Origin of the sequence: Halorussus salinus (assembly GCF_004765815.2) — an archaeon.
In the GTDB taxonomy this organism is placed as follows: domain Archaea; phylum Halobacteriota; class Halobacteria; order Halobacteriales; family Haladaptataceae; genus Halorussus; species Halorussus salinus.
Window position 1 is genome coordinate 1,433,512 of sequence record NZ_ML974127.1, and the last position, 23,071, is coordinate 1,456,582.

The 23,071-nt window shown below is 67.0% G+C and carries 20 protein-coding genes; 17 read left to right on the forward strand and 3 right to left on the reverse strand.

All coding sequences use genetic code 11. From position 1 onward, the window contains the following. Positions 1-67: 67 nt before the first annotated feature. A complete protein-coding gene (locus EPL00_RS07220; RefSeq protein ID WP_135851143.1) occupies positions 68-664 on the reverse strand; it encodes a sulfite oxidase-like oxidoreductase in 597 nt (198 codons plus the stop codon). A gap of 196 nt (positions 665-860) precedes the next feature. Between EPL00_RS07220 and EPL00_RS07225 the strand changes: the two genes are divergently transcribed. The 4 genes from EPL00_RS07225 to EPL00_RS07240 all read left to right on the forward strand — a co-directional run bounded on the left by EPL00_RS07225 (position 861) and on the right by EPL00_RS07240 (position 4,990). Beyond that, on the forward strand, positions 861-1,148 hold the full coding sequence (locus tag EPL00_RS07225; protein WP_135851142.1) for a hypothetical protein: 288 nt from the start codon (positions 861-863) through the stop codon (positions 1,146-1,148). Positions 1,149-1,359: 211 nt separating this feature from the next. Then, positions 1,360-1,578, forward strand: a complete 219-nt coding sequence (locus tag EPL00_RS07230) for a ribbon-helix-helix domain-containing protein (RefSeq protein WP_115795808.1) — start codon at positions 1,360-1,362, stop codon at positions 1,576-1,578. A gap of 70 nt (positions 1,579-1,648) precedes the next feature. Next, on the forward strand, positions 1,649-1,927 hold the full coding sequence (locus EPL00_RS07235; RefSeq protein WP_135851141.1) for a UPF0058 family protein: 279 nt from the start codon (positions 1,649-1,651) through the stop codon (positions 1,925-1,927). A 489-nt stretch (positions 1,928-2,416) separates the two neighbouring features. After that, positions 2,417-4,990, forward strand: coding sequence for a DUF7527 domain-containing protein (locus EPL00_RS07240; RefSeq protein ID WP_135851140.1), 2,574 nt, complete (start codon positions 2,417-2,419; stop codon positions 4,988-4,990). On the opposite strand, the gene EPL00_RS07245 is transcribed toward EPL00_RS07240, so the two are convergent. Continuing rightward, positions 4,987-5,292, reverse strand: coding sequence for a hypothetical protein (locus EPL00_RS07245; RefSeq protein WP_135851139.1), 306 nt, complete (start codon positions 5,290-5,292; stop codon positions 4,987-4,989). The two genes, EPL00_RS07240 and EPL00_RS07245, sit on opposite strands and share 4 nt — an antisense overlap. Positions 5,293-5,551: 259 nt before the next feature. Between EPL00_RS07245 and EPL00_RS07250 the strand changes: the two genes are divergently transcribed. The 9 genes from EPL00_RS07250 to corA all read left to right on the forward strand — a co-directional run bounded on the left by EPL00_RS07250 (position 5,552) and on the right by corA (position 12,796). Beyond that, entirely contained in the window at positions 5,552-6,916 is a 1,365-nt protein-coding gene (locus tag EPL00_RS07250) for an adenylosuccinate synthase (protein WP_135851138.1), read from the forward strand. Between the two features lie 165 nt (positions 6,917-7,081). Then, positions 7,082-7,399, forward strand: coding sequence for a UPF0058 family protein (locus EPL00_RS07255; RefSeq protein ID WP_135851137.1), 318 nt, complete (start codon positions 7,082-7,084; stop codon positions 7,397-7,399). A 167-nt stretch (positions 7,400-7,566) separates the two neighbouring features. Then, complete coding sequence (locus EPL00_RS07260; protein WP_135851136.1) at positions 7,567-7,761, forward strand: methytransferase partner Trm112; 195 nt, start codon at positions 7,567-7,569, stop codon at positions 7,759-7,761. 33 nt (positions 7,762-7,794) lie between these two features. Then, complete coding sequence (locus EPL00_RS07265; protein ID WP_135851135.1) at positions 7,795-8,382, forward strand: DUF7524 family protein; 588 nt, start codon at positions 7,795-7,797, stop codon at positions 8,380-8,382. A 225-nt stretch (positions 8,383-8,607) separates the two neighbouring features. Continuing rightward, on the forward strand, positions 8,608-9,120 hold the full coding sequence (locus EPL00_RS07270) for a DUF7523 family protein (protein WP_135851134.1): 513 nt from the start codon (positions 8,608-8,610) through the stop codon (positions 9,118-9,120). Between the two features lie 131 nt (positions 9,121-9,251). Further along, the gene (cysS, locus tag EPL00_RS07275) at positions 9,252-10,700 is read left to right on the forward strand and encodes a cysteine--tRNA ligase (RefSeq protein ID WP_135851133.1); all 1,449 of its coding nucleotides are present in this window, start codon (positions 9,252-9,254) and stop codon (positions 10,698-10,700) included. A 93-nt stretch (positions 10,701-10,793) separates the two neighbouring features. Then, positions 10,794-11,432: a DUF6517 family protein gene (locus EPL00_RS07280; RefSeq protein ID WP_135851132.1), complete on the forward strand. Its 639-nt coding sequence runs from the start codon at positions 10,794-10,796 to the stop codon at positions 11,430-11,432. 177 nt (positions 11,433-11,609) lie between these two features. Then, positions 11,610-11,819, forward strand: a complete 210-nt coding sequence (locus EPL00_RS07285) for a hypothetical protein (RefSeq protein ID WP_135851131.1) — start codon at positions 11,610-11,612, stop codon at positions 11,817-11,819. After that, positions 11,816-12,796, forward strand: coding sequence for a magnesium/cobalt transporter CorA (gene corA, locus EPL00_RS07290; protein WP_135851130.1), 981 nt, complete (start codon positions 11,816-11,818; stop codon positions 12,794-12,796). Before EPL00_RS07285 ends, corA begins: the two co-directional genes overlap by 4 nt. 213 nt (positions 12,797-13,009) lie before the next feature. Here corA and EPL00_RS07295 read toward each other — a convergent pair whose 3' ends face one another. Next, complete coding sequence (locus EPL00_RS07295; protein ID WP_135851129.1) at positions 13,010-13,870, reverse strand: DMT family transporter; 861 nt, start codon at positions 13,868-13,870, stop codon at positions 13,010-13,012. Positions 13,871-13,937: 67 nt separating this feature from the next. On the opposite strand from EPL00_RS07295, the gene EPL00_RS07300 reads away from it, so the two are divergent. From EPL00_RS07300 to EPL00_RS07315, 4 genes are all read left to right on the forward strand, one after another. Beyond that, positions 13,938-14,873, forward strand: coding sequence for a DMT family transporter (locus tag EPL00_RS07300; protein WP_135851128.1), 936 nt, complete (start codon positions 13,938-13,940; stop codon positions 14,871-14,873). A gap of 460 nt (positions 14,874-15,333) precedes the next feature. Then, positions 15,334-19,194 (forward strand): PKD domain-containing protein, encoded by a 3,861-nt coding sequence (locus tag EPL00_RS07305; RefSeq protein WP_135851127.1) that lies wholly within the window; start codon positions 15,334-15,336, stop codon positions 19,192-19,194. 103 nt (positions 19,195-19,297) lie between these two features. Further along, positions 19,298-19,792 (forward strand): cupin domain-containing protein, encoded by a 495-nt coding sequence (locus EPL00_RS07310; RefSeq protein ID WP_135851126.1) that lies wholly within the window; start codon positions 19,298-19,300, stop codon positions 19,790-19,792. Between the two features lie 152 nt (positions 19,793-19,944). After that, positions 19,945-23,007: a PKD domain-containing protein gene (locus EPL00_RS07315; protein ID WP_135851125.1), complete on the forward strand. Its 3,063-nt coding sequence runs from the start codon at positions 19,945-19,947 to the stop codon at positions 23,005-23,007. Positions 23,008-23,071 lie beyond the last annotated feature (64 nt).

Here is a 23,071-nt window from a genome sequence, read left to right on the forward strand (position 1 = left end):
CAATCCCATCCCGAACTCTCCCTCCGAATCCCATCTCGAACTCTCCCTCCAAAAGTAGCCGAATCGCCTAGCTGTATCGCTCCTCGTTCCACGGGTTCGCGGTGTTCGAGTAGCCGCGCTTCTCCCAGTAGCCCCGCTCCGGTTCGGTCAGGAACTCCACGCCGTCCACCCACTTCGCCCCCTTGTAGGCGTACTTGTGGGGCGTCACCACGCGCAGGGGTCCGCCGTGTTCCTCCGGGAGCGCCTCGCCGTCGAACTCGTAGGTGAACAGGACCTCCTCACGCATGCAGTCCGAGAGGGGGAGATTGGTCGTGTAGCCGTCGAGCGCCGAGAACATGACGTGGACCGCGTCGTCCTGCACGCCCGCCAACTCTGCGAGGTCCGGGAACGTGACGCCCGTGAACTCGCAGTCGAACTTGCTCCAGCCGGTCACGCAGTGGAAGTCTTGGCTCTGGGTCTCGGCTGGCAGGTCCCGAAACTCGTCCCACGTGAACGATAGCTCGTCTTCGACCGCGCCCGAGACCGTGAACTCCCACGTCTCGGGGTTCCAGTCGGGCGTGCCGCTCTTCGAGAGGACCGGGAACTTGCTGGTCTCGCGCTGGCCCGGCGGGAGGCGTTCCCCGTCGAACTCCTCGTGAAGGTCGGTAACGTCGGTGACGCTCATATCGGCTACTGGGAAGCGAGACAAGTAGATGTATCGACTGCGCGTGGACACGAGGAGAATCACCTGACGGCAACCGAATCGTTCATCGGCAACGGTCCGTTTCGGGGCGAGTAAGTCCGGACTAACTCGGGTGTTGGGTGGTGGGCCGGAGTATCGACTCAATAACAAAGACGAACCTGTACTAAAGCGAGTTCGCATGGCGACACAAGAAAAACGCACGACCGGTCAAGACAAGACCGTACAGGCGGCCGAGGAGACCGCGACGGATGTCACGGTCCTCGCGGCGGCAACGTCGGTCGTCCTCGCACTGCACCAGTTCTTCGTGCGAGGCAACCGAATGCAGGGTATCTTCATCGGCCTCTGGCCACCGACGATTCTGGCGTTCGCCAGTTACTACAACCAGAAGCGAATCGAGAAGGCGGTCACGGCCCTCGGCCCGAACCGCATCATCAACTCCATCGAGCAGATGCTCGGTAGCCGCTGAACGCCGACGCGACGCCCGCCCGCCGATTTTTTGCGACCATCTGGTACAATCACCGGTTGTATCTCGACACAAAGAAATCCAGTTACCGATTCAAAACCATCTGTTCAGGTTCTCCGAACCTATTTTTCCCTGTCGCAGAAATGGTTTTCCGTCGCCGGTACTCCTCCCCGTCAGACTTAAGAACACCCCTCCCGAAGCCACCAATGTTCCAATGCCGAAGGTAGAGATAACTATTCCGGAACATCTCGAAATGCAGATCGCCCAGATGGTCGAACAGGGCGAGTTCGTCAACCGAGAGGAGGCCATCGAGGACCTGCTCTCGACCGGTTTGAAAGCCTACAAAACGAGCGGTCCGATGGACGACGACGACCGTGAACCGGGTATCGAAGACGAAGGAATGATGGGCCACGAAGACGAGTACGTCTTCTAACCCTCTCTTCTCGGAGCAGTGTGACAGGCTGTCAGAAACTCTTAAACCGGACACATCCGTACCCACGGGCATGCACAAGGACGAGCTTCTGGAACTCCACGAGGAGATGGTCCTCATCATGGAGTACTTCCAAGAACAGGAACGGGTCACCGACGGGCTGTTCGACCCCTACGAGGAGTTGGACGTGGACCCCTCGCACGTCCACAAGTCCAAGAGCGAACACAAACACGCCGTCTTCGTGTTGGGGAACGCGCTGGCCACCGCGATGAGCGACGACGAGTTCAGCGAGGCTGGCCGCATCGGCAAGCGAATGCAGGAACTAGCCGACGACGCCGAATCCAAAATCTGAAACCACGACCTTTTCCAGCGGTCGCTCGCGGCCGAGTCTACGACTCGACCACTCACTCCCTTGCAAAAGCTCGACCAAAAACACGGCGTCACCTCCTCCCTCGCTCGCCGGTACGCAGAGCGCACCGGCTTGGCTCGGTCGAAGGTTCCTTGGTCCGCTTGGTCGCTTCGCTCCCTCGCGGGAGAACTGCTGGACTCCTCGTGGGAGGCCGGGGACACGCAAGATAGACACGTTCCGGTTGCGCTCGATTGACCCTCGGGAGACGCACCGTAACCCACCGCGAGCGAGGAGTTCCGTGTGGCGCTTTGCGCCGCGCGCCGCGACGAACGAGCGGACCGAGGAACCCTCGAAGCCTCGCGCCCTCGGCGCGAAGTCGAGGGGGTGACGACGGTTTTCATCGAAGTTTTGCGAGGGCGCGACGCTCGTGTCGCGCCCGCGGCAAAAGTTCGGGCCGCAAGATATTTGAGAGGCTTGTGGCTTCACCGTAACATGGAAACGCGCACGGTCGAGCAGGTCAAAAGCTGGAAGACTCGTTCGTTCGGGGACGGGTACTCCGGCCTGCGCGAACTCTCCGACGGGGAGTTCTCGGGGGCAGTTAGGGCCGGTGGCGCGTGGCTGTTCATGCTCAACGGGCGGATAATCGGCGTCTACGAGGGGAGTCTCGACGACTTCGAGGACGCCGACGGCACCGCCTACGCCGCGCCTCACCCGTCGCTCCCGCTTCTGTTCAGCATGAAAGAACAGGGCGGCGAGACCCAAGCAAAGTATTATACGAACGACACGCCGCTCTCGGAGGTCGATTCGACGCTCACGAGCGGGAAGTTCACGGGCTACGTCGAGTTGAGCGAGAACGTCCTGAGCGGCGACTACTACGTGGCTTACTACGGCGGACGCTCGATGAGCGTCGCGTTCGTCGGCGCGAGCGAGCAGGTCGTGACCGGCGAGGAGGCCTTCGAGCGCGCCAACGACGAGGTGGGCATCTACGAGGTCCGGGACGTGGACATAGAAGTCACGGACGTTCCCGAACCCGAGGAGCCCGACCCCGACGAGTCGGACCTCGCTGGCGGCGCGAGCGACACCGGCGGAACGGACGCGAGTAGCACGAACGCGTCCGGTACGAGCGCGTCCGGTACGAGCGCGTCCGGTACGAGCGCGTCCAGTACAAGCGCGTCCGGAACAAGTGCCTCCGGTCCGGGGGCATCCGGCGCGAGCGGGGACGCCGCGACGAACGACGCGAACACCGACGCCGCAGGCGGCGGAACGCAGAGCGGACGAGCCACCGGAACCCAGTCTACCGCGAACCACATCGAGGCGGCCGAACCGAGCGCCGAGACCGACCAGTCCCGGCCCGCGGGCGCGCCGGGCACAGACGACGAAGGCGAACAGACCGAGGCCGAAAGCGAACCCGAGACGACCGACAGCGCGGTCGAAGCGACCGACGCCAGCGCGCAGGCGGACGCGAACGCGAGTGGCCGGACGGAGACGGACGCGAGTACGCGAACGGGAGCGGGCGAGCGCGAGGAGACCGGCGGACGCGAGGAGACCGGCGGGCACAAAGAGACCGGCGGACCGACGAGCGAGAGTAACCGTGCGCACGCGACCGAACCCGGAGAGAGTACGTCGTCCGGAGCGGCGTCGCCAAGTACAACGTCGCCGAAAGCGGCGTCGAGCGCCCGCCCCGAGGCCACCCCCGACACCGACGACGACGAGGACGAGCAGGCCGACGGTGCGTTCGCCGACGAGGAGAAGTGGCGAGAGACGACGACGATTCCGTCGCTCGACCCGGACCGAAGCGACGGCCCCGACGGTGCGGCCAGCGAATCGAGCGCGAGCGCACCCGACGAGGCGAGTTCGTCGGACCGGACGAGTGCGAACTCCTCGTCCGCGTCTCGGAGCGACGGCCGACCGGGCACGGACCGAGCGTCGAGCGGTCGGTCGAACGACCGGTCTCGGTCGAGCGCGGCCGGGTCGAATCGGTCCCCGTCGAGTGCGTCCGGCCCGTCGGCGGGCGAGTCCGGGACCGACGCCGCGCCGAGCGGGGCGACGGGTGCCGGGAGAGCGAGTGGGGCGAAGGAGCCGAGTGGGTCAGGCGGGCCGAGCGGCGCGGGAAGCGCGCCGTCCGAGTCCGGCGAGGCCAGCGACGAGGCCAAAGAGCGCATCCAGAAGCTCCGCTCGCAACTCAAACAGCGTAAACAGCAGGTCCAGCAGTTGAAGAGTCGGCTCTCCGACGTGGAGTCCGAGCGCAACGAGTACAAGCGCGAGCGCGACGCGCTCCGCCAAGAGGTCGAGCGACTCGAAGCCAAACTCGAAACCGGCGGGTCGGGTGCGAGCGAGAGCGGCAAACGGCAACTCGACCCCGCCCAAGCGTTCGACGGGACCAACCTCTTCGTGCGCTACGAGTCGAAGGGGAAGGCCACGCTGGACGAGGCCGCGGAGGGCAAAGTCGAGGCGGGCGACGTGAACGCGAACCTTCGGCTCGAACACCACACCCAGTTCGAGGCCGACGAGGTCGAGGTCGCGGGCGAGTCCTTCGAGTCGTTCCTGACCGATTCGTTCGAGTACCGGTTCGTCTCGTGGATAATCGAGGAGTTGCTGTACGAGATTCGGGACACGGGCCACCGGGCGAGTCTGAAGGACCTCTACGAGTCGATTCCGAAGATAGACCGCGTGGACCTCCACGGGTCGGTGAGCGCGGGCGGCGGCGACGAGGACACCCGCCAAGAGTCGTTCGACATCATCATGCGCGACCGGATGGGCAACCCGCTCGTCGTCGCGGACCTCAACGACTCGCGGGACCCGACGACCGGCGAGATGATGGGGTCGCTCGTGGACGCCGCCTCGGGCGTGGCGGGGACCTACGACGAGCTATCGGGGGCGTTCCAAGTCACCGAGAGCTTCTTCGAACCCGCGGCGCTCGAAACCACAGAATCGGCTACGTCGGGCGGGTTCCTGAGCCGGGAAAAGAGAGAGAGCTTCGTGAAACTCTCCCGAAAGCGGGGATACCACCTGTGTCTCGTGGAGTCACGGAGCGGTGGCTTCCACCTGAACGTGCCGGAACTCTAGTTCTCGGCTTCCGCGGTTTCGCTGATCTTCATGTCGTCCAGTTTCGACCCGATGTCGTCTATCTTGTCGTCGAGTTCCGCGACGAACTCCTCGGTACGCTCGGTCGTGATGGCGCCCTGACTCGACGGTTCGATGAGGTTCTCCTCTTCGAGAACGCGGAGGGAGTACCGGACCTTGTGGTGGGGGTAGCCGGTCTCGTTCGACATCTTCACGATGCCGATGGGCTCGCTCTCGATGACCATCTTCAGGACCTGCAGATGGCGCTCCAACATATCGACTTCCTTCTCAAGTCTATCTATCATGGCATGTGTTAACTTGTCTTAGAGCCTTTTAAAAGTTGCTGTCCGCGGAGGCCCAGCGAAACCGTCGCCCCCGCTTGCTAGTGAGAGAGGGTAACATTTGTAGATTCGCACTCGACCCTACAAATTACTTTGCATTCCGGTGGTATCCTCGATGCTGTGTCTTTTCACCGACCTCCCCGGTGATGTGGGCAGAAACGTGCATATTCAGAGCGAAAAGACCGTAATCGGTTTACGGAGTGGGGGAGAACCAATCCGCGTAATGACCGTAACCATCGTCGGTTCGCAACTCGGCGACGAGGGGAAAGGCGGCGTCGTGGACCTCTGGGGCGACGCCGTCGACGTGGTTGCCCGCTATCAGGGCGGGGACAACGCGGGCCACACCGTCGTCGAGGACGGCACCGAATACAAGCTTTCGCTGGTTCCGAGCGGTGCGGTTCGCGGGAAGGTTGGCGTCCTCGGCAACGGGTGCGTCGTCAACCCCGCGACGCTGTTCGAGGAGATAGACCAACTCCGAGAGCGCGGCCTCGACCCCGACGTTCGGGTCGCCAAGCGCGCCCACGTCATCCTCCCGTACCACCGCGTGCTGGACGGCATCGAGGAGGAAGTCAAGAGCGAGTCCGACCAAGAGGTCGGGACGACCGGCCGGGGCATCGGCCCGACGTACGAGGACAAGATGGGCCGCCGGGGGCTTCGCATCGCCGACCTGCTGGACGCCGAGGGACTGCGCGAGAAGTTGGAGTACGTCGTCCCGCAGAAACAGCGGTTCGCCGAGGAGGTCTTCGGCGTCGAGACCGGCGACGAGTTCGACATCGGGAGCCTCTACGAGGAGTACAAGGGCTACGGCGAGCGACTCGCCGACGAGGACATGCTCGTAGACGCCGGGAACTACCTCGCCGACCGCATCGACGGCGGCGACGAAGTGATGTTCGAGGGCGCACAGGGCACCATCATCGACATCGACCACGGCAACTACCCCTACGTCACCTCGTCGAACCCGACCGCTGGCGGGGCCGCGACCGGCACCGGTCTGAGTCCGGGCATCGTGGGCGGCGGCGAGATAGTCGGCATCGTGAAGGCCTACCTGACGCGAGTCGGGAGCGGCCCGATGCCGACCGAACTGGGCGGCGTCGAGGGCGACACGCCCGGCTACGACGAGCAGGGCGAAGGCGACAACGAGGAGCTAGCCACCTACATCCGCGAGGAGGGCGGCGAGTACGGCACCGTCACGGGTCGCCCGCGCCGGGTCGGTTGGCTCGACGTGCCGATGCTACGGCACTCGGCGCGCGCCAACGGCTTCACCGGACTCGCGGTCAACCACATCGACGTGCTGGCCGGGTTGGACGAGGTGAAAGTCGGGCACAGCTACGACCTCGACGGCGAGGAGGTCTTCACGATGCCCGCGACCACCGAGCGGTGGAGTCGCTGTGAACCCAACTTCCGGACGTTCGAGGGCTGGGAAGAGGCCGACTGGCAGGCCATCGCCGACGAAGGTTACGACGCGATTCCCGAGAACGCGCGGGCGTACCTCGACTACCTCGCAGACGAACTCGACGCCGACGTGTACGCGGTCGGGGTCGGGCCGGGCCGCGAGGAGACCGTCGTGGTCGAGAACCCGCTGGAGTAACGCGACGAGAACGCGCTGTTTTCGATTTCGACCCCGCTCGGGGCGTCGGCGGTCAGGCTTAATACCGTGCGGGCGTATGACATACCGGGGGTAGTCGGGGAGGCGAAGAGCGACGACGCGTAGCGGTCGCGCTACCGAGTCACCGACTGCGCCACCTACGGACGCATGCAGAAAGCCGAACTCATCAATCTCCACGCGCTGCTCGCAAAGACCCACGAATACCTCGCGGACCGTCACGAACTCCCGGAGACGTTCGAGGGGTACGACGCCGACGACTTCGGCCCCTACCAGATACAGCGCCAGAAAGACGAACACGAGGCGGCGGTCGTTCTCCTCGCCGAGCGACTCGCCGACGAAGTGCGAGCGGAACGAAGCGACGAGACGGTAGCGGAATCGAGAGACGACAGGAGAGACGAGTCGAGCGACGACGGGGAAGACGAGTCGAGCGACGAGACGGTCGAAGTCGAACTTCAGGAAGCGTGACGGCCCGCGTCGGCGGGAGCGGTCGCCGTTCTCTCTGGACGCTCGGTCGTCGGACCGACGATAAATCACGTGTTATTCTCGTCGCGAGGAGTTGCACAGTCCGGGCGAATTCGAACGCGTTCGCCGAACCCGTCACGCTTTTGGCCTCCCCACGCACAGACAGTAGCATGAAGCAGTCGCTGATGGACATCATCTGTTGTCCGCTCGACAAACAGGAACTCGAACTCGACGCGACCGAGACCGAGGACGACGAGGAGGTCCTTTCGGGTACCCTGACCTGCACCGAGTGCGGCGAGACCTACCCCATCGAGGACGGCATCCCGAACCTCCTGCCGCCGGACATGCGCGACGTGGAAGCGTAGTTTTTTCTACCCCGCATTCGAGGTTTCGATAGCGTGTCAGAGAGTCTCCCAGTCCGCCTCAACCGCGACCGACTGCACGACATCGAGACGCGGGCGTCGTTCGAGGCGACCGACTCGTTCGCGGTGCTGGTCAACAACGGCGACGCGCCGGTCCACGTCCACCTGCATCTGGACGACGCGCTCTCGTCGGTCGCGTCCATCCCCGCGAACAACCACTTCGTGGACGCCGACTCGACCCGACAGGTCGGCGTCGAGGTCGAGGAGGGCGGTCCCCGGCCGGTCGAGGGCCAACTCAAAATCGTCACCGGCCACGGCGCGGAGACCGACTACGTGTCCGTGACTATCGCCGAACCGGACCCCGAACCCGCGGTCACGGTGGACGACTCGCTCGGAGAGCGCGCCAGCGAGTCCAGCGACGCCGACGACGCAGACGACGAGGAGACCGACTTCGAGGTCCCGACGGCGGCCCTGCGCCGGAACGCCCCGGTCGCGGTCCTCGGCCTCCTCGCGCTAGCGGTCGCGGTCGGGTCGGCCGCGCTCGCCGACAGCGTGGCCGTGCTGGCGGGCGCGCTGGCGGTCCTCGGGAGCGTCGTCGCCGCGGGCTATCTCCTCGCGCGGTAGCGCCATATTCACCGCTGGAATAGAAATCTATAGAATCGTAAGAGAAATCCCTAGGTAGTCCCCGTCTTGCCCGCCCACGTCCGGCGGCCGTCGCATCGCATCGCTTTTGCTCCCGCCCGCCCACGTTCGGCGGCCGTCGCATCGCATCGCTTTTGCTCCCGCCCGCCCACATTCGGCGGCCGTCGCATCGCATCGCTTTTGCTCCCGCCCGCCCACGCTCCTCACATGTCACTGGCCGAGGAGACCCGCGCGGCGGCCCGGCGACGCCCCTTCCTCGTGGACGCGCTCCGGGCGGGCGTGGTCAACTACACCGCGGCGGCGCGTTTGGTGGCCGACGATATCGACGGCGACCCCGACCGCGATTCCGTGGCCACCGCGCTCCGGCGGTTCGCCGACTCGTTGCCCGATTCCGAACCCGACTCGCGGGACGTGCGCGTCTCGATGCAGAGCGGACTGGGCGACGTGGACGCCGAATCCACGGACGCCGCCGACGCCCTGCTCTCGGTGGGCGGAACCGCACTCGCGCCCGGCGAGGGGTCGCTCACGGCCGTCCTCGCGTCGGGCGACGTGGACGCCGCCGCGCTCGGGCACCTCCTCGGGCGCTTGGCCGCCGAGGAGGTCGCGGTCCGAGCGGCCGGGGTCGCGGGAGGGAGTCTCCTCGTGGCCGTCGAACGTCGCGACGGTCCCGACGCGCTCCGCATCGCGGAGGACGCCCTCGACGCGGTGCCGACTCGCTAAGTGGTCTCGCCGCGGAACTCCGGTCGGCGGGCGCGAGCGCCAGCGCGGACTCCCAATCGACGCGGACTGCGAATCGGCGCGAAGTGCGGCTACCGAACGTTTAAAACGCCGCCTCCGGCTACTAGCCGCCAATGACGCTCCACGTGACGAACACCCTCACCGGTGAGCGGGAACGGTTCGAACCGCAGGACCCCGAATCTGTACTGCTCTACTACTGCGGCCTGACCGTCTCGGACTTCGCGCACCTCGGGCACGCCCGGTCGTGGGTCCACGTAGACGTGATGCATCGCTGGCTCGAACACGGCGGCTACGACGTGCGACACGTCGAGAACTTCACCGACGTAAACGAGAAAATCGTCGCCCGCGTCGGCGAGGAGGGCCTCGGCGAGAGCGAAGACGAGGTCGCGCGCCACTTCATCTCGGAGGTCATCACCGACATGCGCTCGCTCAACCTCCGGCGCGCGGAGGTCTACCCCCGCGTCAGCGAACACGTCCCCGAGATTATCGACCTCGTGGAGACCCTCGTCGAGAAGGGCTACGCCTACGAATCCAACGGGTCGGTCTACTTCGACGTGACCGAGTTCGAGGAGTACGGCAAACTCTCGAACCAGAACGTCGAGGAGATGGAAGCCCAAGGCGAGGAGGACGAACTCGAAGAGAAGCGCCACCCCGCGGACTTCGCGCTCTGGAAGGCCGGGGAAGCCCACCCCGACGACGCCGAACCGGGCGGCCAGACGTGGGACTCGCCGTGGGGCGAGGGCCGCCCCGGTTGGCACATCGAGTGTTCGGCGATGAGTACGACCCACTTGGACGACACCATCGACGTGCATCTCGGCGGGCAGGACCTCGTCTTCCCGCACCACGAGAACGAAATCGCCCAGAGCGAGGCCGCGACCGGCCAGCAGTTCGCCAAGTACTGGATGCACGTCCGCCTGCTGGAGACCGGCGGCGAGAAGATGTCGTCGAGCCTCCAGAACTACTTCACGGTCCGCAACGCCGTCTCGGAGTTCGGCGGCGACGCGATTCGGATGTTCCTCCTCTCGACGGCGTACAACAACCGCCAGACCTACAGCGAGGAGACCCTGAACGAGGCGGTCGAACGCTGGGAGCGACTGGAACGGGGCTACGACCGGGCCGTCGCGGCGACCGACAGCCCCGACGCCCGGACGAAAGTCGAGGACGACGCCCTGCGCGACGCGGTGGCCGAGACCCGCGACGAGTTCGCGGCCGCGATGGACGACGACTTTAACACCCGCGAAGCCATCACGGCCCTGCTGGAACTGGTCAGCGCGGTGAACAAGCACCTCGATTCGCGCGACGAGTACGACTATCGGGCGCTTCGCGATTCGGTCGAGACCTTCGAGGAGTTCGGCGAGGAGGTCCTCGGGTTCGCCTTAGCGGGCGACGGCGAGGGCGACGTGGAACTGCTGGACGAACTGGTCGAACTTGTGTTGGACGTGCGCGAACGGGAACGGGACGCGGGCAACTACGAGCGCGCCGACGACCTTCGCGACGACCTCGAAGCCCTCGGCGTCGAGGTTCAGGACACCGACTCGGGCGCGGAGTTCCGGCTAGAGTAACCGGTCGGACTCCGGACTCGTGCCAACCCGCGTACTTGTTTTGTAGCGAAGCCACGAAGTTCATAACCCCCGCCTGTCTACGCGGCGAATAGCATGACACGTCACGCAGTCGTCGGCGTCGCGCTCGCGGCGCTCCTCGTCCTGAGCGGTTGCACCGGGGTTCTCTCCGGCCCGGTGTCGTTCTCCGCCTCGCAGGCGACGGTCAGCGACGCCGCGCTCGAAGAGACCGGCTACCAGCACAACAGCACGCAGGCGATGAACGTCTCGCGGACCTTCGAGGCCGCCGGACAGAGCAAGGAAGTCGAGGTCACCAACTGGATTTCCGAGTACCACCAGCGCGTCGGTCTGCCGGGCGTCGGCGAGCAGAAGGTCGCCGTCTTCGCCACCTTCTCCAGCCCGCAGGTCGAGATTCTCGGGAAGTCGTTCAACCCCCTCGACAAGTACAGCGACCGCCAACTCGCACAGCAGTTCACCTCGCAACTCGACAGTGTGAGCGGCGTCCGCGAGGTCGGGAGCCAGAACCGCACGATGCTCGGGAAGACGACCGAAGTCTCGAAGTTCGAGGCGAGCGTCACCACTGCCACGGGCATCGAGTTCGACGCCTACCTCCACGTCACGAAGGTCAAACACGAGGGCGACTTCGTGGTCGCGGTCGGCGTCTACCCCCAGAAGCTCCCCGGACAGGAGGAGAAAATATACCAACTCATCCGCGGCGTCGAACACGGGACGTAGCGGGCGACCACGGGACGTAGTGGGCGACCCCCGACGGACCGAATCCCGACCGAATCCCGGACCGAGTACCACCGGAATCTCGACCGAACTCCGGACCGAGTACCACCGGAGTCCCGACCGAATACGAGACCGACGCGTCCGACAACGTTTTTCTCGCTCCCGCGTGTCACTGGCGATATGAATACCGCGCTGGCCGCCGGACTCGCGCTCACCTTCGCCGGACTGGTCGGCTATCTGGTCGGCCTCACCGCGCCGTACCCCGGCCGGGCGTTCTCCGTGACCGGCGTGATGGTCGGTATCACGCTACTGGCCATCGGGCGCTGGAACGACAGCGAAGACCGACGAGACGAGAACGGACCGGACCAGAACGGAGGAGGTCCGGCGTGACCGTCGAAGCAGTGGTCTACACCCCCGAGGGGACGACGACGCACGACGACCTGCGGGCCGCCCGCGAGGCGAGCGGGACGACGTGGGTCCGCGCCTCGGACGCTTCCACCGACGAGATGGAGCGAGTCGCCGACGCCTTCGGCATCCACCGCCTCTCGGTCGAGGACGTGCGCAACGGCGTCCGCCCGAAGACCGAGGAGTTCGACGACCACACGTTCGTCCTGCTGAAGACCGCGACCCTGCGCCGGGGCGAGACGACCTTCCGCGAGGAGATAGCGAAACGCTCGGTCGGCTTCTTCGTCGGCGAGGACTGGCTGGTCACGATGTCGTCCGAACCGGTCGGCGCGGTCGAACGCGTCTGGGAGATGGTCGTCCGCGAGGAGGGCCGCATCCTCCGGCACGGCCCGGACTTCGCCGCCTACCGCGTCACCGACGCCATCGTGGACGCCTACTTCGACGTGCTGGACGAAATCGAGGACCAGATAGAGCAGGTCGAGGAGGACGTGACGACCGCCACCGACATCGAGACCTTGGAGACTATCAACAACGTCCGCCGGGAACTCCTCTCCTTTCGGAAACTGCTGTGGCCCTCGCGGGAGGCCATCGGCTATCTCGCCCGCGGCGACCCCGAGCAAGTGCAGGAGGTCACCGAGAAGTACTTCCGCGACGTGTACGACCACCTCGTCCAACTCGTGGACCTGACCGAGACCTACCGCGATTTGGCCAGCGGCGCGCGCGACATCTACCTCAACTCGCTGTCGCTCTCGACCAACGAGGTCATGAAGAAACTGACCGTCGTGGCGACCATCGTCCTCCCGCTGACGTTCGTCGTCGGGGTCTACGGCATGAACTTCGACGGGGGAGCCTACAACATGCCGGAACTCGGCTGGACCTACGGTTACCCCGCGGTCATGCTCGGGATGCTCGCGATGACGGTGATTCTCGTCGCGTACTTCCGGGAGTCGGGGTACGTGTGAACCGGTCTCCTCGTCGGCAAATTTGACTGTTTCTCGACACCGCGAACGAGAGGTCGCTACCAGCCGTCACGAAACTTTATATCCGAGAACGGGACCAACTCGGCCCGGACGTTTCGCGCGGTTACGGGCGACCCACCCGAACCGCCAGTCCGACTAACCTGAGACACGGCCGAGCCAAATCTGATGCGCGAGCGGAGTGAGCGCGCCGAGTGATTACTTTGCACCGGTCTGGACCAGCAGGACGCCGCCGAGGACGAGCGCGCCACCGACCACCGTCAGCGGCGTAATCGGCTCGTGCAACACCGCCGCGCCGAGCAACAGCGTCACCACCGGTTCCGCGGTGCTGACGATGCTGGCCCTGCTCGCGCCGATGCGTTCGAGGCCCGCGAAGAACGTGAAGATGGGGACCGCGGTCGCAACCACGGCGATAGCGACGACCAGCGCCCACTCGTAGTCGGTCGCCGGAGCGGCGAGTCTGCCGGTCGCGGTCCCGAACGCGAGATAGGTCGCTGCCGCGCCGGGCAACACGTGCGCCGTGAGGACCTGCGGGTCCACCGTCGCCAGCGCCGACCGACTCGCGGTGATGTAGCCCGCGTACACCACCGCGGCCCCGAGGACGATGGCGATTCCCCGCGGGTCTGCGCCCGCGGGGTCCGCGCCCGTCACGAGCGCCACGCCCGCGAGGGCGGCCCCGAGCGCGCCGACCGTCCGGCGCGTCACCGGTTCGTCGAGTCGCAACGCCGCCGCGGCGACGACGAAGACGGGGTAGGTGTAGAGGAGGATGCCGACAAGTCCGGCGGTCATGAACTCCAACCCCCAGAAGAACAGGCCGCTCATCGTCGCGTAGCCGACCGCGCCCAGCGCGACCCCGACCGCCAGCGACCGACCCCGGAGGAGTCGGAACTGACCGCGAGCGCCCAGCACCAGCCACACGACCGCCGTGGCGAGGAGGAACCGAAACGACAGCACGGTCGGAATCGACAGCCCCGCGGTCGCGGCGAGTTCGCCGAGGACGCCCAGCGTCCCGAATCCCGCGGCCGACACCAACACCAGCGCGGTTCCCAACCGGTCCATGGACCGGGTTCGGAGAGCGCGCACAAAACCGGTTCGACTAAACAGCCACCGTTCGATTTCCGGGACGATGACGTGGTTGGCGTCGCTCGAATCGCGCACGCCGCCGATGGCCGCGCTCGCGGTCTCCATCGTGGCGGTCAGCACCAGCGCCATCCTCGTCCGGTTCAGCGACGCCCCGAGCATCGTCAAGGCGCTCTACCGAGTCGTGTTCACTACGCTCCTGCTCGCGCCGGTCGCCGTCTCGCGGTACCGCGACGAGCTTCGGGCACTCTCTGCGCGGGACGCGCTCGTCGCCGTCGTCACCGGCGTCGCGCTCGCGGCCCACTTCGCGACGTGGTTCGAGAGTCTGGAGTGGACCACCGTCGCCGCGAGCGTCACGCTCGTCCAGTCCCAACCGCTGTTCGTTGCCGTCGGCGCGGCGGTCCTGCTGGACGAGGCCATCAACCGCCGGATGGTCGGCGGTATTCTCGTCGCCATCGCGGGCATCGTGTTCATGTCGCTCGGTGGCCTGCTGTCGGGGGCCGCGCTCGCCGGAGCGCGACCGCTCTACGGCGACGCCCTCGCGCTCGTCGGCGCGGTCATGGCCGCTGGCTACGTGCTGGCCGGGCGGTCGCTCCGCCAGCGAGTCGCCTTGGTGCCCTACGTCACCGTGGTTTACACCGTCTGTGCGGTCGTCCTGTTCGCCGTCGCGCTGGTCGAAGTCGGCGGAGGAGGGACGGCGGCGACCGTCGAAGCACTGACCGAGTATCCCCCCGAGGAGTGGCTCCTCTTCGTCGGCATGGCCCTCGGACCGGGCATCTTCGGGCACACGGTCATCAACTGGGCGCTGAAGTACGTCGAGTCGAGCGTGGTCAGCGTCACGCTACTGGGCGAACCGGTCGGTTCGACCCTCCTCGCGCTGGTTCTCCTCGGGGAGGTGCCCGACCTGTTCACCGTGGCTGGCGGCGCGGTCGTCCTCGCGGGCATCTACGTCACCGCGACCGGCCGACCGAGCGACGCGTAGCGACCGGCCGACCGAGCGACGCGTAGCGACCGGTCGTCGGAGCGACCTCGGCTGGTCGGGTCGGCACCGACTCGGGGTGAGTGGGGTCGCTATCGGCGCGGGTAGCCGGGAAAGCCGGAGTTCAGGCCGACCCAAACGACGATTCGACCCCGCGTAGACACCTCTTTCTCGGTTTTCAGGCGCTCTCTGTGGCGTCTACAGCTGAAGGATAACAAAGGGCGACTGTGGCGGAAGTTCTGGCGTAACGATGCTCTGACGCACGAATCGCGGATTAAGATGCTCAGAACGCACGGAAAACCCGAAATTAACCCCCGAAACGCAGACGAATGCCAGACGCACACCCCCACCACAGACGCCACGGAACACCGCCGACGCGGTGGTGTCCCGACGCAAGCATAGGTACGCCGACCGGAACGCCCCGAAACGGACGCACCACCGACTCCTCGGGAGGTGGCTCCCCGTGAGCGACCGCGCACGGAGCGTCCTGCTGACGCTTCTCCTCGTCGTCTCGTCGGTCTCGGCGGGCGTCGGCTCGGTCGCGGCGGCACCGACCGGCGACGCGACCACGTTCCACGTCACGCAGGGCGGCAACTGTTACGAAGTCTCCCCGCTCACGTCCAGCGAGGAGACCGTCGAGGAGTTCTACGACTACCGCGCCGGTCCCGACACGAAGTACGGTTCGTACGGCGAGGGGTCGCAGGCCGTCCAAGACAATCAGGTCAGTCACCTCTTCGTCTACGAGGGCGAGCAGGGCCTGAGCCTCGTGATGCTCCACGACGACCTCAACGAGTCGGAAGGCGGTGCGATTTCGTTCGACCTCTCGGGCCTGCCGTCCGACCGCGAGTGGGTCATCGAGGACGACAGCTACGAGAACCGGGACGACAACTTCGACCACAGCGGGACGAGTTCGTCCATCGACTGGATGTGGTCGCCCGGTCGGACCGACGGTGCAGTGGTCCGGGGTCTCGGCGGTAGCTTCGACGCCATCACCATCGACTCCGCCTTCGGCGAGAACTCGTGGGCGTATCAGGAGCGACAGAACCAGTGGCAGTACGCCACCGACGACGTGGACTGGAAGCTCCGGTCCGGCGACGGGTCCGAGTACGACCTCACCAAGGGCCAGAGCTTGACCATCGAGAAGGGCAGTTGTGCCGACGAGACCGCGCCGAACGCGGCGCTCTCGGCGAACCCCCAGACCGCGCAGACCGGCGAATCGGTCTCGTTCGACGCCAGCGAATCCTCGGACGGCCAGACCGCCATCGCCGAGTACCGCTGGGACTTCGACGGCGACGGCGAGATTGACGAGACCACCGCGTCCGCGACGACTTCCCACGCGTACGACACCGCCGACAGCTACGACGCCGCGGTGACGGTCGTAGACGAGGGCGGAAACACGGATACGGCGACGACTTCGGTCGCGGTCGAGAGCGGCGATTCGACCGCCCCGAGCGTGACCCTCGACGCGCCCGAGACGGTCACGGCTGGCGAGGAGTTCACCGCCTCGGCGGCCGCGCCCAACGCGAGCAACGTCAGTAGTTACGAGTGGACCTTCGGCAGTGCGACCGAGAGCGGACAGGAAGTCTCGCACACCTACGACAGCGCGGGCACCTACGACGTGACGGTGAACGTGACCTACGACAACGGCACCAGCGTCGAGGAGTCCGCCACTATCGAGGCAGTCGAACCGAGCGACGGGTCGCCGACCGCGGCCTTCTCGCTCTCGTCGCAGACGGTCGCCAACAACGAAGCGGTCGAGTTGGACGCGAGTAGCTCCTCGGACGACGAGGGCATCGCGAGCTTCGACTGGCAGTTCGGCGACGGCGAGAGCGCCAGCGGCGAGACGGTCGAACACGCCTACGACGAGACCGGCGAGTACGAAATCACCCTCACCGTCACCGACACCGACGGCAACACCGACACCGCGAACGAGACCGTCACGGTGACGGAACCGAAGACCATCGAGTACGTCAACGCGACCGCAGTCCGCATCCACGGCGACTACGAGACGGTGTTCGTGGACGCGACGTTCTTCGACACCAGCGGTGTCGGCACCTCGAACTACGACCTCGGGCCGGTCAACGGAACGACGGTCGTCCACGCGCAGGACGAAGGCAAGTGGGGGCCGGTCATCTCCTCGGTCAGCGTCCACGAGGAGGGCATCGACACCCCGGCGAACGCCAGCAAGAAGAACCCCGACTTCGAGGCGCAACTGGACGCGGTCCGACCGGAGCGCCCGAGTACCTTCGTCCAGAACGCGACGAAGGTCGATAACGGGACGTACGAGGTCACGTTCGGCTACGTGAACCCGAACGACCACGAGATGAGCGGCGGCAGCAAGCTCGTCGGTGGGGACGGCTCCGAGGAGTCCCGGAAGACGTTCCTGCCCGGCCGCCACACGGTCACCGTCGAGTGGACACCCGAGAGCAACGACAGCAACCTCGTCTGGGAGACCGACTTCTCGACCTTCGGACTCGGCGCGTCCACGACGACGAGTCCGACGCCCGAGCAGATCGAGTCCGGCGACATGCCCCCGGTCGCCTCGCTGGCGGCCGCCCCGACGACGGTCGAAGTAGACGAGACGGTCGCGTTCACCGCGGGCCAGTCCCGCGACGACGAGAACGTGACCGAGTACGAGTGGGACTTCGACGGCGACGGTGAGACCGAGCGGACGACCGAACACTCCAACGTCACGAAGGCCTACGCGGCCGCCGGAACTTACCACGCGACCGTGACGGTCGTGGACACCAGCGGCCAGACGGACACGGCACAGACGACCGTGACCGTCGAGGAGGCCTCGACCGAACCGCCGACGGACGCCGGACCGAACGCGGCGCTCGCGGTTGACGACACCTTCGCGTTCGGCTCCATCGGTACGCTCGTCGCCAGCGGTTCGACCGGCGACGGCGACCTGACCTACGAGTGGGACCTCGACACCGCGAAGGACGGCTACGAGCGCGACACCGGCCACCAGTCGTACATCGGCATCGAGACGTGGAACGTCTACGACGACGAAGGCACCTACGAGGTTAGCGTCACCGTGACGGAAGCGGACGGCGACACCGACACGGCAACCAAGACCATCGAGGTCGTTGACCTTCAGGGTCCGACCGCGAAACTCGTCGCGCCGGACACGGTCACGGTCGGCGAGGAGTTCACCGTGACGGCGAAGGGCGCGGGCGACCCGAGCGGCCTTGACTACATCAACTGGAAGTTCGACGGCGAGAACAGAACCAACGGCGAGACCGTCACGCACGTCTTCCACGAGACGGGCAACAAGACGGTCACGCTGTTGATGCGCGACAAAGAGAAGCACAACACCCGGATGGAGACGACCGTCCACGTCGAACCCGCCGACGACAGCAGTGACGGCGACAACGGCGGTGACGGCAACGACGGCGACTCCGAGAAGGGCATCGAGGACGACGAGGACGAGAGTACCGGCGGTGGCGGCTACGTGCCGCCCGCCAACCCCGGCGGAAACGGCGGGAACTCGAACAGCGACGACGCGAAGAACACCGACGACTCGAAGGCCACCGCGCCGCTGACGGACGCCGACGGCAACGTCGGGTCGGTCGCAGTCCACGCGAGCAGTTCGGACGCCGACCCGACCGTGCGAGTCAGCGATAGCGTTCCCGCGAACGTGACCGCGCCGACCGTCCAGCGGGACGGATTCGCGGCGCTCTCGTACCTGAACGTCAGCGACGCCGACAGAGCGACGTTCGAGGTCTCGAAGGACCGACTGAACGAGGCGGACGCGGCCCCCGGCGCTGTCGGGCTGTTCCGCTACGACGACGGCGCGTGGAGCGCAGTCGAGACGACCCGACTCAACGAGACCGACGACGCCTACCGATTCGGCGCGAACGTCTCGAACGGCACGTTCGCGGTCGGCATCGGGAAGGCCGTCACGAGCGTCACCGACCTCTCGGTCGGGAGCGCGTCGGTCGAACCCGGAACCGCCGTGACCGTCACCGCGACGGTCCGGAACACCGGCCACGCCGCGGGCGAGCAGACCGTCGAACTGACGGTCGGCGGCGAGGTCGTCGCCACGAAGACCGTCTCGGTCGCCGCGGACGACGCGACCGACGTGACCTTCGAGTACGCCGCCAGCGAGAGCGGCGTCTACGAACTCGCGGTCGGCGGACAGAACGCCGAACTCGTCGTGGAGGGCGTCGAGACCACGACGACCGACGACGAGTCGAGTAGCATGGAGACCACGACCGCGACGACGACCGACAACTCGTCTGGCATCCCCGGCTTCGGGGTCGGCGTCGCGCTGGTCGCGCTGGTGGCCGCCGCGCTGGTGGCCCTCCGGCGACAGTAGCGATTTCCGCGAGAAGCACCCTCGATTCGACGTTCCCTTTTTCGACCCGACGACGTGCGCCGACGGCCCGACGCTTTTGACCCGCCGCTCCGTGATGTCGGCTATGGGAAAAGTTAACGAGACCGACCTCGACTGGACGACGCTCGAAAAGGGCGAGACGAAGCTCCGGCGCAAGCAGTTGGGCGAGGAGGCCGACGGCGAGGAGTTAGGCGCGAGCCTCTACGAACTCCCGCCGGGCAAGCGGTCGTGGCCCTACCACTACCACACCGGCAACGAGGAGGCCCTGTATCTCCTCGCGGGGTCGGGGACGCTCCGACTCGACGGCGAGACGGTCGCGCTCTCGGCGGGCGACTACGTGGCGCTTCCGGCCGACGAGTCGGGTGCCCACCGCGTGGTCAACGATTCGGACGAGCCGTTGCGCTATCTGGCCGTCTCCACGATGAACGATCCCGACGTGACCGTCTACCCCGACTCGGGGAAGGTGGGCGTCTTCTCCGGGTCGCCGCCCGGCGGCCGCGAGGAACGGACGGTTCAGGGCTACTACGAGCGCGACAGCGACGTGGACTACTGGCAGGGCGAGGAGGACGCCGACGAGTAGGTTTTCCGACGGCCGTCCGACTCGTTCTAAGCCGCGACTGACCGCGGTTAAGCCCGGACGACGAGTCGCGTCCGGACCGGGCTATCCCGGCGAAGCCGACATATAACAAAGGCCGTCTCGGGGAAATCTCGGGGCAAGCGACCGCCCTCCCCATGACTCGGACACGCACGCGCCTCGCTATCGTCGGTATCGCCCTCCTCGTGGTCGGCGCGACGGTTCCGCTGTCGCCCGCCAGCGACACCGCCGCGGCCGCGGAACACGCCTTCGTCGCGGAGCAGAACGGCCAGTGCTACGAACTCTCGCCGCTCTCGAACGGCGAGGACGTGCGCTCGTTCTACGACTACCGGAACATCGAGAACGAGGAGGGCGCGAGCAGATACACCTACAGCTCCTACATGCCCGACCACCTCACCCAATCGGACGCCAGTCGCCTGTTCCTCTACGACGGTCCCGAGGGCGTGAGCCTCGTGATAATCCACAACACCGTCGGCGGCGACCGGGGCGACGGGAGCGCCGCGACGTTCCGGTTCGACGGCCTGCCCGAGGGTGGCGACTGGGTGGTCGAGGACGACGACTACGCCGACCAAGACGACCGATTCTACCGGAACCGCATCGACTGGTCGTGGTACGGCGACCGGACCGACGGCGGCGTCTTCCGGGGACTGGACCGCGACGGCACCGCGGTCACCATCGACCCGGCGTTCGACGAGCGGGCCGGACTCTACGACTCGCCGGTGGACCGCTCGGGCGACACCGAGGCGTGGCAGTTCCTGACCGGGAGCGTCGGCGACCCGAGCGCGGTGAGCCTCGATATGAACGCTCCGGTGACGATTCGGACCGGGACCTGCGAACCCGACGAGACCCCGCCGAGCGCCCGACTGAACGCCGAATCGGGCACGGTCGGCGCGCCCGTCACCTTCGACGCCAGCGAGTCGGCGGACGGCGAGACCGGCGTCGCCGAATACCGCTGGGACTTCGACGGCGACGGCGAAATCGAGCGGACGACGAGCGACGCGACGGTCGCCCACGCGTTCGCCGAGACCGGCACCTACGAGGCCAACGTGACGGTCGTAGACGAGGCCGGGAACGCAGACCGCGCGAGCGCGACGGTCGAAGTCGAACCCGACGACCCGCCCGAGGCCGCCTTCAGGGTCGTCTCGCCCGAGACCCCGGTCGAAGGCCAGCAGGTCGTCCTCGACGCGGGCAACTCGACCGACGACACCGGCATCGAGAGCTATCGCTGGACGCTCGGGAACGGCACCACCGCGACCGGCGAGCGCGTGGCCTACACCCCCTCGGGCAACGGCACGTTCCCGGTGACGCTCGAAGTCGTGGACGAGCGCGGCCAGAACGCGACCGTGGAGCGAGACATCGAAGTCCGTCCGGCCGACGAGACCCCGCCGGAGGCCGCGGTCGCGGCCAACCGGACCACCGTCGAAGCGGGCGCTCCCGTCCGCTTCGACGCGGGGAACTCCTCGGACGACCGAGGAGTCGCGGGTTACGAGTGGGACTTCGGCGACGGAGCTACGGCGACCGACCCCGGCGCGACGGCGACCTACCGCTACGACGAGGCCGGGACTTACGACGCGACCGTCACCGTCACCGACGCCGGGGGCAACGCCGCGACCGCGAACGTGACCGTCGAGGTGTTCCCCGAGGACGAGTCGCCGCCGAGCGCCGCGCTCTCGGTGGACACGAACCGGACGAAGACGGGACAGGAAATCGGCTTCAGCGCGAACGGGTCGGGTGACGACGAGACGAGCGTCACGACCTATCGCTGGGACTTCGACGGCGACGGCGAGACCGACCGAGCCACGAGCGACGCGACGGTCAGCCACGCCTACGAGTCGGCAGGCAACTACACCGCGAGTGTGACCGTCCTCGACCGCGGCGGCAACGCGGACGAGGAGACCGTGAGCGTCGAAGTCGAGCGCGACGAGCGAGCGAAACGCGACGAGGGCGGAGGCGGAAACGGCGGTGAGAGCGACGGCGGTAGCGGCGGCAACGACGCCGGAGGAGGCGGCGGTGGCGGAGGCGGCGCGGTGGACCGCGGGCCGCCGCCGGTGCTGACCGAGACCGACGAGCGCGGCCCGAACGCGGGAGTCGTGGACGTGCGCAACGGCCGGGCCGACGGAGCGATTCGGGCCGCCCTGCCCGAGACCGCGGCGGCCGAGGAGACCGGCGTCGCGTTCCGGGAGATAGGGGTGAACCTCTCGCGCGACGAGGCGCACTTCGTCGTGGAGACCGCCCGGAGTGGAGACGAACCGCTGTCAGACGTTCCGGCGGACGTGACCCTCGGCTCGCTGTCGGTCGGCGCGAAGTACGTCGAACCCCGGCAGGTCGGCGGCGTGGGCTACACCGTCGCCATCGACCGCTCGCGGCTCGCCGACGCGGGCCTCGCGCCCGCGGACCTGACCGCCTACCGGCGCGCGGGCGACGAGTGGGAGGCGGTGAACGCGACGGTCCAGTCGCGGGGTGAGACGGTTCTCCTCCGAATCGCGGCCGACGGGTTCGCCCCGATAGCGGTCGGCGCGGAGCGGTCGGTGACGGTCGCCGACGCCGAACTCGCGGCCGCGGAAATCGCCGCCGACGAAGCGGTCGCGCTGAACGCGACCTTCGAGAACGACGGGAACTCGACCGCGACGTTCGCCGCGAATCTGACCGCCGACGGCGAAGTCGTGGCGACGAAGCGAGTCACGGTGCCCGCCGAGGAGACCGCCGAAGTCACGCTCCGCGCCGACATCGCGCCGGGCACCCACGCGGTCGGTCTCGCGGGCGAGCGCGTCGGGTCCGAGAGCGCGCGAGTCGGCGACGTGACGGTGGCCGAACCCACCGCGGACATCTCGGTCGCGGACGTGTCGGTCAACGAGTCCGATATCACGGCGGGCCAGCAGGTCGCCATCACCGCGACGGTCACGAATCGCGGGTCGGCGTCGGGCGAGCGCGCCCTCGCGCTCTCGCTGTTCGGCGAGGAGGTCGCCACGAAGCGAATCGCCCTGTCGGCGGGCGAGCGCGCCGAGGTCACCTTCGTCCGGCGAATCGACGCCGCGGGCGAGTACACCGCCGAGGTCGGGAACGCGACGGCCGCGGTGTCGGTCGAGGAGGTCGGCGACGGCGAGTCGGCGAGTCCCGAAATTCCGGTTCCCGGCTTCGGCGTCGGGGTCTCGGTGGTCGCGCTGGTCGCGGCGCTCCTCGTCCTCCGGAGACGGGAGTGAGTTCTAGGGGACTCGGGCGGTCGAACTCGACGAAGCAACCGCTCCGGCGCGTGCTGGCGCGACT